Source organism: Sulfurospirillum arsenophilum NBRC 109478 (genome assembly GCF_000813345.1).
Lineage (GTDB): Bacteria > Campylobacterota > Campylobacteria > Campylobacterales > Sulfurospirillaceae > Sulfurospirillum > Sulfurospirillum arsenophilum.
Window position 1 is genome coordinate 828,670 of the sequence record NZ_BBQF01000001.1, and the last position, 12,585, is coordinate 841,254.

A 12,585-nucleotide genomic window follows, 5' to 3' on the forward strand; every position below is an offset into this window, starting at 1 on the left:
TTACACTTTTTTTTTACACTTTTCTTGAAATTCAATTACAAGGAGATAGCGAATGAAAAAAGATGTAGGGTTGAAAGCACTACTCTGTTTAAGTGCTTTATTGGTCATCCCATCTATGAATGCGACAGATGTTTTTCCTAAAACAACACTTGAGTTGACAAGTGATTCTGGCGATACCATTGGTAGTATAACACCCGGTACAAAACTTATCAAACTTGATGAAAAAAGCGATAAGAGTTTTGTGATGGTAAATGGTTGGAGTGCGTATGGGGAAGAGAGTGTTATTTTTCAAAATATTGGACAAAGAGTTGTGTATGCACTCTTAAAACCTAATGCTTTCAGAAGTATCGAAAAAGGTCAAAGTAAAACCGATGACTATGATGCCGAATGGATACCCAGTCAAATTAAAGGATGGGTAAAAAGTTCAGATTTAGCCTCCAATCAAGAAGATGTTTGGAAAGAAGGTGCGAAATTGTTTGGTGAGCGATGTGGTTCTTGCCATCAAGCGCACCCTTCAGATGAATTTACAGTCAATCAATGGCCAAATATTGTTAAGGCAATGAAAGATAGAGCAGGACTTTTACCAGAGCAACAATGGCAATTAACGAAATATATGCAAGCGCATGCAAAAGATGCAAAGTAAGGAGATGAAAATGAAAAATAATTCAAGAAGAGATTTTCTTAAAACAAGCCTTATGGGTAGTGCAGCTGTTGTTGGCAGTGTCAACAGTCTAAATGCTATTGATATCGCTAGTGGACCTATTTTAAATGAGTCCCAAAAATTTAGTGCAACACACTTTGGTGCTTTTAAAGCCTATATTAAAGGTGATCAGTTTACGGGAGTCAGTGATTTTGTGGATGATGCTCTCCCAACACCTATGATACAAGCGCTTCCCTCCCGTACCTATGCTCCAACACGCGTGAAATACCCTTATGTACGAGAAGGTTTCCTCAAAAAAGGCCATCAAAGCGATACTTCTAAAAGAGGTAGTGAAAAATTTGTACGTGTTTCTTGGGATGTAGCGTTAGATCTTGTTGCTAAAGAAGTAATGCGTGTACAAAATACTTACGGTTACAAAAGTATTTATGCGGGTAGTTACGGTTGGTTCTGTGTTGGAAAACTCAATAACCCACAACGCCTTATGAATCGTATGATGAAAATTGCAGGTGGCTATGTGGGCAGAACGGGTGATTATTCTACTGGTGCCGCTCAGGTCATTATGCCACACGTATTGGGGACGAATGAAGTCTATGAGCAACAAACATCATGGGATATGGTACTTAAACATGCTAAAAATGTTGTTTTTTGGGGTGCTGATCCTATGACAACGAATCAAATAGCATGGGAGATACCAGCGCATGAATCATACAGTTATATGAGTGAACTTAAAAAGCTTAGTGATGCTAAGAAGATTAATGTCATGTCTGTTGATCCCGTCGCAAATGATACCCAACGCTATTTTGATGGAGAGCATATTCGTATAAGACCAAATACGGATGTTGCCATGATGTTAGGTATGGCATATCATCTTTATAACAATAAACTTTATGATCAAGAATTTATTAAAAAATACACGGTTGGATTCAAACAATTTGAGCAGTACCTGATTGGCGAAAAAGACAATACACCAAAAACTCCTGAATGGGCAGAGCGAATTTGTGGTGTTTCAGCTAATACAATCAAAAAATTTGCAGAAAAGCTTATGAAAGAACGCTCTTTATTGATGGCAGGATGGGCAACGCAAAGAGCCGATCATGGTGAACAATTCCATTGGACGATGGTGACACTTTGTGCAATGTTAGGGCAAATTGGTCTTCCTGGTGGAGGCTTTGGTTTTAGTTACCATTATGCAGGTGGCGGAACACCAACAGCAGATGCACCAGGACTTACCGGTATTTCAACCAATATTGTGAGTGATAAAGAAGGTCCTTGGACTAAGTATAAACCCTTTAATATCCCTGCGGCAAAAGTCGTCGATATGATCTCAAATCCTGGCAAAAAAATTGCATTTAATGGCAAAGAGATTGTGTATCCTAATATTAAAATGGTTTACTGGGCAGGCGGAAATCCTTTCCATCATCATCAAGATCGAAACGCAATGCTTAAAGCATGGAAAAGGTTAGAAACCGTCATTGTTCATGAACCTTTTTGGACATCGACAGCACGTATGGCAGATATCATCCTTCCAGCAACGACTGAAATAGAGCGTAATGATATTGAGAGAATTGGGGATTATTCATCAACACATTTCTTGGCACTTCAACAAGGTATTGACCCTGTTGGCGAATCCAAAAATGACTTTGAAATTTGTCGTGAAATCTGTAAGCGATGGGGCTATGAAAAAGAATTTACAGAAAATAAAACACCAATGCAATGGTTAGAACAATTTTATAAAGAAGCGCTTTCTCAAGGGCTTGAAAAAAACATCACTATTCCAAAATTTGAAGAATTTTGGAAGCAAGGCTATATTAAGTTTGCAACGCCTCAATCTGCAAAAGAGTTTGTGAGACATGCTGATTTTAGAGAAAACCCTATGTTGAATCCATTGGGAACGCCTTCTGGAAAAATAGAGATATTCTCAAAAGTGGTTGATAGTTTCAAATATGATGATTGCAAAGGGCATCCTATGTGGTTTGAGCCAATGGAGTGGCTTGGTAGTTCTAAAGCTAAAAAAACATCATTACATGTGCTTTCTCCGCATCCAAAGTATCGTCTACATTCTCAATTAAGCAATACATGGTTGAGAGATCTTTACGAAGTGAGTGGAAGAGAGCCTATTTGGATTAACCCCGAAGATGCTAAAAAAAGAGGTATCAAAAGTGGTGATGTTGTTAAAGTCTTTAATGAAAGGGGCACAACACTTGCCGGAGCTATCGTAACGCAGGCTGTATCGCAAGGTGTACTTCGAATGTGTGAGGGCGGATGGTATGATCCTATGGAGCCTGGTAAAATTGGTACTATGTGTAAACATGGTGATGTCAATCAGTTGACGATTGATAAAGGAACATCTAGCCTTGCGCAAGCCAATATTGCCAATACTGCATTAGCTGAAATCGAAAAATATACAGGTGAAATTCCTAATATTACTATATTCGATGAACCTAAAATTGCAAGAAAATAATTTTTATACCAAGTAGCCTTTTATAAGGCTACTTCTTCTTGAGATAAATTTAATCTCAAAAAAATAGCAAAATCATTGATTTTATTTTCTTAACATTTTTTTGCCATTTTTTTTTAATATCATTCATTTCAAAATTATTAAGGAGTATCAAATGAAAACATTAACTAAATCAATTGTAGTGACGGCATTATTTTGTAGTATCACTGCGCAAGCAACACCACTGTATACCAAGTGTGTAGCGTGTCATGGATCTACGGGCGAGAAATCTGCTTTGAACAAAAGCTTGATCATTAAAGATATGAGCAAGGCTGATTTTGTGAGCGCGATGAAAGGCTATAAAGATGGCAGTTATGGCAAAGATCAAAAAGCTCTTATGAAAGTACAAGTCACTACGCTTAGTGATGCGCAGATTGAAGAGATTGCCTCTTTTATCGTTAAAAAATAGGTTATATCTATGGCAACTTGTCAAAAAAGGCGTGATTTTATAGGCATGGCACTTACTGGCGTTACAGCTGTGGGTGGTGTGTGTGCGCTTGGTGCGATGAAAAAGAGTTGGGATCCACTCCCAAGTGTGCAATCGGCTGGCTTTGTTACAGTGGATATCTCGACCATACAAGAGGGCGAAGCGCGCAGTTTTCAATGGCGTGGAAAGCCGATCTTTGTGTTACGTAAAAGTGCCGATACGCCTAAAAATGCAAAACGCGATGTGGTTATTGGCGAGAAAATTTTTACTCTTGTCATTGGTTTGTGTACGCACCTCGGCTGCATTCCTTCATACGATGCGAAAAAGAAAAGTTTTATCTGCGCCTGTCACGGTGGCGTTTTTGATGCGAGCGGCATTAACACCTTTGGTCCACCACCTCGTCCATTAGACATTCCTCCCTTTAAAATTTCAGGTGAAACACTTGTCTTAGGCGAAGAAGGCGAAGAGTACAAAAAATTAATCGCGAAAAAAGCGTAGGAGTAGGGCATGGCAGAAATTCGAAAAAGCGAAGGCTTTATAGACTGGCTAGACCAGCGGTTAGCGGTAAAAGCGTTTATGCGTGTGATGATGACCGAATACTGGATACCCAAAAACATCAATTTCCTCTGGGCGATGGGTGTGGTTTTGGTCATTTTATTTGGCGTGTTGTTGGTGACGGGGCTACTTTTATTGATGTACTACAAGCCTGATATCAACCTCGCGTTTGATAGTGTGAATTACACTATTATGCAAGAAGTAGAGTATGGTTGGTTGTGGCGTCATATGCATGGTGTTGCGGCTTCGGCGACATTTCTTATCATCTACATTCACCTTTTTACGGGTATTTATTATGGCTCTTATAAAAAAGGTAGAGAGATGATCTGGATAACAGGCATGGTGCTTTTTATCGCCTTTTCCGCCGAAGCGTTTAGTGGTTATATGCTTCCTTGGGGGCAGATGAGTTACTGGGCGGCACAAGTGATAACTAACCTTTTCAGTGGCATCCCTGTTATTGGCGATGATGTCGTCATTTGGATACGGGGTGATTACGTGGTGGCGGATGCGACATTAACACGCTTTTTTATGCTTCATGTTGTACTCCTTCCTTTGGTGATTATCGTCGTGATTGCGGTGCATTTTTACTCACTTCGCTTTCCGCATGTGAATAATCAAGATTCCGTTGAGTTTGATTTTGATGCTGAGTCAAAAAAGTTTTTAGATGGAGACAAAAAAGAGTCTAAAGTCGTTCCTTTTTGGCCTGTCTTTCTCTCCAAAGACTTTTTTGTGGTTGGCTTTTTTATGACGATTTTCTTTGCCCTTGTCTGTTATCACTTTGACTTTGCGATGGATCCAATTAACTTTGAGCCTGCAAATTCAATGAAAACACCAGCGCATATCTACCCTGAGTGGTATTTTTTGTGGAACTATGAAGTGCTTCGAGGCTTTTTCTTTGACATCGGTGGCATGGCGGCGATGGATATTGGGTTAATCGCGTTTGTGATCGCCAACATTGTTTTTATGATCTTGCCATTTTTAGATCGCAATCCGATGAATACGGCACCTGCACACAAACGACCTATCTTTAAATACTGGTTTTGGCTTTTGGTGTGCGATATGATCGTGCTCACGGTCTATGGAAAACTTCCTCCCACAGGTATGAACGCATGGGTTGGATTTGTCGCAGCCGTTATTTTTCTAGGATTGTTTATCGCCCTTCCATTTATTACCAAGCACGAAGCCAAAGGAGATGAACAATGAAAGAGATCAAAATTTTAGCCATTGTGCTCTTTTTTACGGCGGTGACTTATTGGGGCGTGGAGCCATATGCACATTCGCAAATGCACCCGCATGTCGCACCCGCTGATTTTAGTTTTAAAGACATGGAACCTTTACATGTAAACGGAAATGTGGAAAATGGTAAAGCTCTTGTTGAAGCTAATTGCATTGCGTGTCATAGCATTAAAAGTTTAGGACAAGAAGCGCCTATGAGCTTTGAAGATGCGGCAAATGCGTATGGTGTCGTCCCACCAGATCTCAGTCATGCAGGTGTTATTTATGATAAAAATTACCTTGCAGGCTTTTTGAAAGACCCTGTGGGGGCGACCAAACTTTTGCATAAATTTGGAGATACCAAACCTTATGCTATGCCCAGCTACACTTTTTTAAGTGAGCAAGAGATAGCCGATATTGTGGCGTATTTAGGGAATATTGTCTCCACAAAAGCTTCCAATAAAGTTGTTTTTGAAGAGGCGTGTGGCAGATGTCATAGTATAAAGTACGACGGGTTCAAAGCACAAACTCCTACAGCTTCTCTAAAAGGTTATCTTGGTGCTGAAGCTCCTGATGTGTCGATGATGATTCGCTCTAAAAAAGCGGAGTATTTAAACACGTTTATCAACGAACCACTGAAGATGGTTGAAGGCATTGCGATGCCTCGCGTGGGACTGACTGAAGCGTCTCAAGAGCAAGTGGTCGCTTATATGGAAAATGTCGGGGATCGCAAAAAAGCAGAGCGTGAAAGCCTTGGCTTAAAGCTCATTGGATTTATGGCTATTTTTACCCTAATAGCGTATTTGTGGAAAGTTAAAATTTGGAAGGAGGTGGAGTAATCCACCCCTTTTTACTTCATTCCTTCGTCTTTGTTTCTTCAATTTTTATCGTCAAAAATCTTATTTTCTCTGCGATTATTTTGCTCTTTTTTTTATTTAAAATTTTCCTTGAAGCTTCAAATTAATTAGTAAACAAACGGGCATATTAAAGGTTTTGACAGATGCGTTTATGGGTCTGTCTGGATGCGGATTTGATTGAAAATAGCGCATCATTCTTGGCATAAATTAACGTCATAAATACTTTACATGTAAAGTGTTTTTACTACGAAGGAGAAACGGATGAAATTGGCAAATCTTAGCTTGGCAGCTCTTTGTGTTGCAGGACTTAGTACCTGTTCTTTTGGTGCAGATACGTTGGCTGATGCCTTTAAAGAGGGCAAAATAAGTGGTGAGTTAAAGGCATTTTACTGGGATCGTGATCGCAATCCATCCATTCCGAGTGATTCTATTTTTAATATGGGTGTTATGCTCAATTATAAAACAGGCTCTTTAAATGGCTTTAGCCTTGGCTTAACGGGACAATCCAATAATGCTCCCTTTGCGAGTTCTAATGCAAAGCAACAATTTGGTTGGGATGAATACGGCTCTGGCGCACAACTTTCTGAAGCATATCTTGCTTACCATGCAGGTAAAACCACCGTTCAAGTGGGTCGTATGTTCTTAGATACGCCACTCATCGCCTCATTAGGCAACCGTATCATCAAAGAGTCATTTGAGGGTGCAAGCATCGTCAATACCGACCTTCCTAATACGACATTAACCGCAGCCTACGTTCAAAAATTCCAAGCGCAAACCGATGGGGCTGGAAACGTCGGCAAATTTACTACCTATAGCAATCCTTACGGCACATCCCCTCTTTTGGAAGATGGTGCGTATACTCTCGTAGCTGTTAATAAATCGATTACAGGCTTGACCTTAACCGCAGCGTATGCCGAAGATATGAATACCAACGGCTCAATGGCGTATGCAGAAGCGGCGTACAGTGTTGCCGTGAATGCATTTACGTACGGGCTGGCAGCGCAATACTACTACAATGACAAAGAGATCACAGGGACGAAAAGCTCTGACTTGTACGGATTCAAGGCAAGCCTAGGATACGGTGCTATGAGCGGTTATGTAGCCTACAGCAGTGTCAGTAAAGATGCAACCGTCACACCTGGTATTGGTTGGGGTGCAGACCTTGCATATACGGGCACGATCATACTTTCAAGCAGTTATCCTGCCAATACCGATGCTTATGCTATAGGTCTTGGTTATGCGTTTACGCCAACAACGACGGTGAATGTCGCTTATACGGTAACGGACGATGATGACCTCTCTTACGGCAAAGCATCCTATATTTCTCTTACGGGCAATTACGCCTTTGATGGAGCACTTAAAGGGCTTAACTTCTTAGCAATGTACGATAAAGAAAATAGAGATAAAGCAGGTACTAAAGATAAAGATGAATTTAGATTTAGTGCAGTGTACAAGTTTTAAAACGGATAAACTCTTTTACATGTAAAGTTACATGTAAAAGAGTTCTCTTTAAAACAGTTCAGGTTTCCCGAAATAATACCCTTGTGAATAATCAATCCCCATGTCGCGTACGATCTCGTAAATCGCTTCATTTTCTACAAACTCAGCAACCGTGGTAAGGTTCTGTTTTTTGGCAAAAAGTATCATGGTCTCTACAATATTCTGATTGACTTGATTATTTTGAATATTTTTAATCAAACTACCATCAATTTTAAGAATATCAGGCTCGTACGAAAGCAGTCGCTCAAAGTTAGAATAGCCCGTTCCAAAGTCATCTATAGCGATTTTAACACCCTTCATTTTGACCTTTTTGATAAACTGTTTTATCATTAAAAGATCTTTAATATCTTCACTCTCCAACAGCTCAAAAATGATGCGATGTGCTTCATCTTCGTACTGTAACAACAAATTATCAATGTAGTCTGTAATCTCGCCTCGTTCGATGTCGTGCATAGAGAGATTGATGGAGATGGATGCTTCAGGAATTTTAGCAAGTGCTGCAAACGAGTTTTCCAAAACGATTTTGGTAATTTTGGTGTAGTAGCGACCTTTCTTTGCTGTTTCTAAAAAATAAAAGGGCGTTAACAGTTGCTCATCTTCGGTCACAAGGCGTACTAAGGATTCGTACTTTTCAATTTTTTGCGTGGTATTGTTTACGATAGGCTGAAAATAGGAGATGATTTTGCGATTATCAATCGCTGTTTTAATCATATGAATCGTCTCAATATTTTTCAGGGCATTGTCATACTCAATGCCTGAGAGTCCATCGGCATAGACGATAGATTGTTTCTTTTGAATGGCATTTTCAATGCCGATTTTGGCGTCTTCAAATATTTTATAAATGCCATACGTAAAACTACAAATAACAGAGATGTCATACTCAATAGCGTCAATTTTGACAATATACTCTTTGACATTGGCTAAAAATTGCTCGAGTACGGCATGAATTTCCTCTTTACTCGCACGACAGTTTCGTCTGTCTATCGCAAAGGCATAAAGCCCATTTCCGAGGTGATAGACTCTTTGAAAACCCCAACGATTGGGCATAAGGTAGAGCATGTTTTTACCAAAGGCATCTTCGATTTTTTCAACATTGGCTTTATCGTAAAACTTCTCTAAAATGGTGTAGTCTTCAATCTGTACTAAAATCAACACAGAGAGACGGTTGGCTTCCAAAAAGTCAAAAAGTTGCTTTTTATCACTCATAATAGCTGTAATATCATGACGCAATGAGATGTATTCATCCACATGACCATCAGGATTTAAGATAGGCTGTACGGTTGTTTTCACATAGTAGGTGTCGCCATTTTTAGCGCGATTTTTAACAATGCCCTGCCATGTTTTTTTCTCATCTTTGATGGTCTTCCAAAGATCTCGAAAGGCCGTTTTAGGCATGTCAGGATGACGAATGATGTTGTGTGATCTTCCAAGAAGCTCTTCTTTGGTAAAGCCTGAGATTTGGCAGAACTTATCATTGACAAAGGTGATGACACCTTTTGGGTCGGTTTTAGAAATGATGGAACTGGTGTTGGTAATGTTTTCGTACTGTTTGAGCAAGAGCGCGTTTTTCATGTTTTCATGACGCAAATGCAGCTTTTCAAGAACCTTACCCAATGTTTTAACCATCTGCGTAACGCCCAAAGGTTTAAGCAAGTAGCCGTCAACGCCTGCTTCGATCGTTTGCGTAAGATAATGTGCCTCATTGTGCGCGGAGATGACAATGATGGCAACTTCTGGGTTGATAGCCCGCATTTTTTCGATCATCTCGATGCCGTTCATGCGTGGCATCGTAATGTCCGTAATGACAAGATCAATATGTTCGTGGTGAGTGGCATACAAGCGTGCGCCATCCTCACCATCAAACCCTACGATGACATCATCAAAAAATTCCGAAAAGAGACTATTGGCAGCATCTCTTGCAAGTGAATCATCTTCAATGTAAAGAAGCGTCATCCCCTTGCTCATTTGTCTGAGTGATGCTGTTTGTGTGCTCTTCATGGTGTATTCCCCCTATAGGTTGTCCAAATTTGACATGACCGATTCCATCTAGGTCTAAATTGACAGAATTTTTTTCAAAAAGCATAACGATGGTTGATCCCATTTCAAAATGCCCGAGTTCCTCTCCTTTTGAGAGGTTCAAGTTGTCGTAGAGGTAACACTGTTGTAGGTTGGCTTTTGCGTTCGTTTGGATGGTTTTATCAAAGGTAAATGCCATCTTTCCGACGTTGAGAGCGCCCACGAAAACCATATAAAAGAGTCTATTTTCTTTGGTATAACATTCCAGGACTACACGCTCATTTTCAACAAAAAGACCGTGAATTTTTTTTAGCCATGTAAAGTTTACAGGGTAGAGGTGCCCTGGTATATGCACCGCTTTGGCAACGCGCATATCGATAGGCGTGTGGTAACGATGGTAATCGCGAGGAGAGAGGTAAAAGTTGACAAAATCACCTTCATCCAAACGCTCTTTTGCCTCTTTTGAAATATAATCTCCAAGAAGGCTTCTCACATCGTATGAAAATCCTTTAATCTGCAAAGCGAGACTGTTTTCAATTTTTCCAAAAGCACTGATAAGACTATCGCAAGGCGAAATGAGCGTTTTGTCATTGATGTTAAAAAGGCGACGCGTTTTAAAACGTCTGGTAAAAAGGGCATTAAGGCTTTTATAGGCTGAGGCTTCTTCAAATTCCATCAAGTCAACTTTCATCATTGAGGTGTAGGTTTTGTTGATGGTGCGTTGTATTGGGTTTGGGAACTCTTTGGACGCAAAAACGCCAAAAAGACGAGACGCAATAGAACTTTTAAAGTTAGGGTAACGTTGCATAGGACTCTTTTGTATAACTTTTTTCGTGTTTAAAAAAGGGTGAAAAAAGTAATGGAATTTTTAAAAGAATAGATTATACCAAATAAAATAACTTTTTTGTTGTTCAAAGATCATACATGCTAAAATTATGCTAGGATTTTATCTTTTATTCTTAATACTTTTTTAAAAAAAGGACAAAGCAGCGATGGAAAAAGTGACAGGTTTTTGGCAGCGTTTTGTACAGTTTATTACATTTGTGAATCTTCCAATTCGCAAGAAATTTTTCCTTTTTGAACTTGGAACTTTCTTTTGGTTTATGCTTATCGGCTGCGTTGCCGTCGCTTCCTTGAGTTTCATACACTACCGCTACTTGCAAATCACCCAAACCACATTTCCCTATATGAAAGTGGTCTTCACGATCCAGCCAGAACTCTCTTCCTTGGAGCGAATACTCAATAGCAAAGAGGTCGATAATAATTTTTTGGTGGTGAAAGGGCCTATCTCTCAGATGAAAAGCAGACTTTCAGAGTCTTTAATGAATGGTCAAAAAAGTAACAACAATAGCAACATTTTTGAGATGATCATCCAGTCATTGTCCAAAGATGACACCGAAAGTGTGCGTGCTTTACAAGCTATCTCGAATGAGATCAATGCGATGGAAGAGATGGTGCTTTCTTTGCAAAAAAAACGTGGTACGATAACAGCTGGTGATATTGAAAAAATGAAAGAGTTCTTGGCTTTACATGTAGAGACAACGCAAGAGATGACACAAGAGCTTTCTAGCCGCATCAATGGGCTTTACCAAGGCTACAACCAACAAGTAGGCAACACCATCCGACTCTCCATTAACACGATGGCTATTGTGATTTTTATTGCGGTTGTTTTATTGATGCTCTTCACACGATGGCTTAGAGAAGCATTTTCACGTCCGATTGAGTCGATGATTCATCAGATACACTCCATCGGTACGGGTGAGGTAGACCTGAGTAAAAAACTCAAAATAAAATCCAAAGATGAGATAGGCACACTCTCCAAAGAGTTCAACAAACTGGTCGATACCGTCTATGGCGTTACCGTTTTCAAAAAAGTCATTGAAGAGGACAGCTCGCTTGAAGTGGTTTATACAAGACTTGGCGAGGTTTTTGAAAAAGAGGCGGGCATTCACAACTACCGCATTTTCGATGTTAATTCTGCGAAAGGAACGATGAGTGTGGTTTATCCGCATATTACCGATGAAAAAGAGTTCTTAGTGTGTAATGAAGAGATACAACATAACTGCACCCTATGTCGCGCTCAAAAAACAGGGCATAAAGTCTCGTCGTTTGAGTACGAGGGCGTGTGCAGAGAGTTTATACACGATGGAAACAAACGACATGTGTGCATTCCGCTCATCGTCTCAGGTCATGCGGGCGCTGTTGTACAGTTTGTATTCACTAAAGAAGATGCTGAACACGTTAACGAAAAAGTATTCAAAGCGGAGAGTTACATCAAGCATTCGCTTTCCGTTATCGAGACAAAACGTTTGATGAACACGCTGCGTGAATCTTCACTGGTCGATGGACTGACAGGGCTTTACAACCGTCGTTTCTTGCAAGACCACAGCAACCAAATCATCGCAAGCACACTCAGACGTAAAAAGCAGATTAGCCTTTTGATGTGTGACATGGACTACTTTAAGCAAGTTAATGATAAATATGGTCATGACGTTGGTGACAACGTTCTAAAAGAGACATCGCACATCCTTAAAAAATGTGTGAGAGAGTCAGACATCATCATTCGTTTTGGTGGTGAAGAGTTCTTGATTTTGCTCATCGACACTGAGGTCAATTACGGTGTGAAAGTCGCTGAGAAGATTCGCCTAGCGGTGGAAGAGTTTAACTTTAAAACAACCGATGGTATTCTTAAAAAGACCATCAGTATGGGTATTAGCGACTTCCCTCATGACACCGATGGCTTCTGGCAAGCGATTAAATTCGCCGATGTAGCACTTTATAAAGCCAAAGAGAGTGGACGTAACCGTTGTTTGCGTTTCACAAAAGAGCTTTGGGATCAAAAAGCAAATTTTTAAAA

Annotated in this window: 10 protein-coding genes; 8 read left to right on the plus strand and 2 right to left on the minus strand. The window is 40.1% G+C overall.

The features are described from left to right. The first annotated feature begins 52 nt into the window (after positions 1-52). The 7 genes from SAR02S_RS04110 to SAR02S_RS04140 all read left to right on the plus strand — a co-directional run bounded on the left by SAR02S_RS04110 (position 53) and on the right by SAR02S_RS04140 (position 7,673). The gene (locus SAR02S_RS04110; protein ID WP_041957111.1) at positions 53-643 is read left to right on the plus strand and encodes a hypothetical protein; all 591 of its coding nucleotides are present in this window, start codon (positions 53-55) and stop codon (positions 641-643) included. 10 nt (positions 644-653) lie between these two features. Then, positions 654-3,122: a trimethylamine-N-oxide reductase TorA gene (torA, locus tag SAR02S_RS04115; RefSeq protein WP_156961439.1), complete on the plus strand. Its 2,469-nt coding sequence runs from the start codon at positions 654-656 to the stop codon at positions 3,120-3,122. Between the two features lie 151 nt (positions 3,123-3,273). Further along, positions 3,274-3,567, plus strand: a complete 294-nt coding sequence (locus SAR02S_RS04120; protein WP_041957115.1) for a c-type cytochrome — start codon at positions 3,274-3,276, stop codon at positions 3,565-3,567. A 9-nt stretch (positions 3,568-3,576) separates the two neighbouring features. Further along, positions 3,577-4,083 carry a Rieske 2Fe-2S domain-containing protein gene (locus tag SAR02S_RS04125; RefSeq protein ID WP_041957117.1) on the plus strand — a complete coding sequence of 169 codons (507 nt, stop codon included), beginning with the start codon at positions 3,577-3,579 and terminating at the stop codon, positions 4,081-4,083. A gap of 9 nt (positions 4,084-4,092) precedes the next feature. Continuing rightward, on the plus strand, positions 4,093-5,343 hold the full coding sequence (locus SAR02S_RS04130) for a cytochrome b (protein ID WP_041957119.1): 1,251 nt from the start codon (positions 4,093-4,095) through the stop codon (positions 5,341-5,343). Continuing rightward, a complete protein-coding gene (locus SAR02S_RS04135) occupies positions 5,340-6,194 on the plus strand; it encodes a c-type cytochrome (protein ID WP_041957121.1) in 855 nt (284 codons plus the stop codon). Before SAR02S_RS04130 ends, SAR02S_RS04135 begins: the two co-directional genes overlap by 4 nt. 279 nt (positions 6,195-6,473) lie before the next feature. Beyond that, positions 6,474-7,673 carry an OprD family outer membrane porin gene (locus tag SAR02S_RS04140; protein WP_041957124.1) on the plus strand — a complete coding sequence of 400 codons (1,200 nt, stop codon included), beginning with the start codon at positions 6,474-6,476 and terminating at the stop codon, positions 7,671-7,673. A gap of 48 nt (positions 7,674-7,721) precedes the next feature. Here SAR02S_RS04140 and SAR02S_RS04145 read toward each other — a convergent pair whose 3' ends face one another. Then, positions 7,722-9,710: an EAL domain-containing protein gene (locus SAR02S_RS04145; RefSeq protein WP_232293982.1), complete on the minus strand. Its 1,989-nt coding sequence runs from the start codon at positions 9,708-9,710 to the stop codon at positions 7,722-7,724. Beyond that, positions 9,646-10,536 (minus strand): phosphatidylserine decarboxylase, encoded by an 891-nt coding sequence (locus SAR02S_RS04150; protein ID WP_041957126.1) that lies wholly within the window; start codon positions 10,534-10,536, stop codon positions 9,646-9,648. Before SAR02S_RS04150 ends, SAR02S_RS04145 begins: the two co-directional genes overlap by 65 nt. Before the next feature lie 184 nt (positions 10,537-10,720). On the opposite strand from SAR02S_RS04150, the gene SAR02S_RS13175 reads away from it, so the two are divergent. Further along, entirely contained in the window at positions 10,721-12,583 is a 1,863-nt protein-coding gene (locus SAR02S_RS13175; RefSeq protein ID WP_052433520.1) for a sensor domain-containing diguanylate cyclase, read from the plus strand. The last annotated feature ends 2 nt before the right edge of the window (positions 12,584-12,585 follow it).

Excerpts from the sequence above, each read along its gene's own strand:
- SAR02S_RS04110 (WP_041957111.1), top strand. The coding sequence starts at position 53 with ATGAAAAAAGATGTAGGGTTGAAAGCACTACTCTGTTTAAGTGCTTTA.
- torA (WP_156961439.1), top strand. The coding sequence starts at position 654 with ATGAAAAATAATTCAAGAAGAGATTTTCTTAAAACAAGCCTTATGGGT.
- SAR02S_RS04120 (WP_041957115.1), top strand. The coding sequence starts at position 3,274 with ATGAAAACATTAACTAAATCAATTGTAGTGACGGCATTATTTTGTAGT.
- SAR02S_RS04125 (WP_041957117.1), top strand. The coding sequence starts at position 3,577 with ATGGCAACTTGTCAAAAAAGGCGTGATTTTATAGGCATGGCACTTACT.
- SAR02S_RS04130 (WP_041957119.1), top strand. The coding sequence starts at position 4,093 with ATGGCAGAAATTCGAAAAAGCGAAGGCTTTATAGACTGGCTAGACCAG.
- SAR02S_RS04135 (WP_041957121.1), top strand. The coding sequence starts at position 5,340 with ATGAAAGAGATCAAAATTTTAGCCATTGTGCTCTTTTTTACGGCGGTG.
- SAR02S_RS04140 (WP_041957124.1), top strand. The coding sequence starts at position 6,474 with ATGAAATTGGCAAATCTTAGCTTGGCAGCTCTTTGTGTTGCAGGACTT.
- SAR02S_RS04145 (WP_232293982.1), bottom strand. The coding sequence starts at position 9,710 with ATGAAGAGCACACAAACAGCATCACTCAGACAAATGAGCAAGGGGATG.
- SAR02S_RS04150 (WP_041957126.1), bottom strand. The coding sequence starts at position 10,536 with ATGCAACGTTACCCTAACTTTAAAAGTTCTATTGCGTCTCGTCTTTTT.
- SAR02S_RS13175 (WP_052433520.1), top strand. The coding sequence starts at position 10,721 with ATGGAAAAAGTGACAGGTTTTTGGCAGCGTTTTGTACAGTTTATTACA.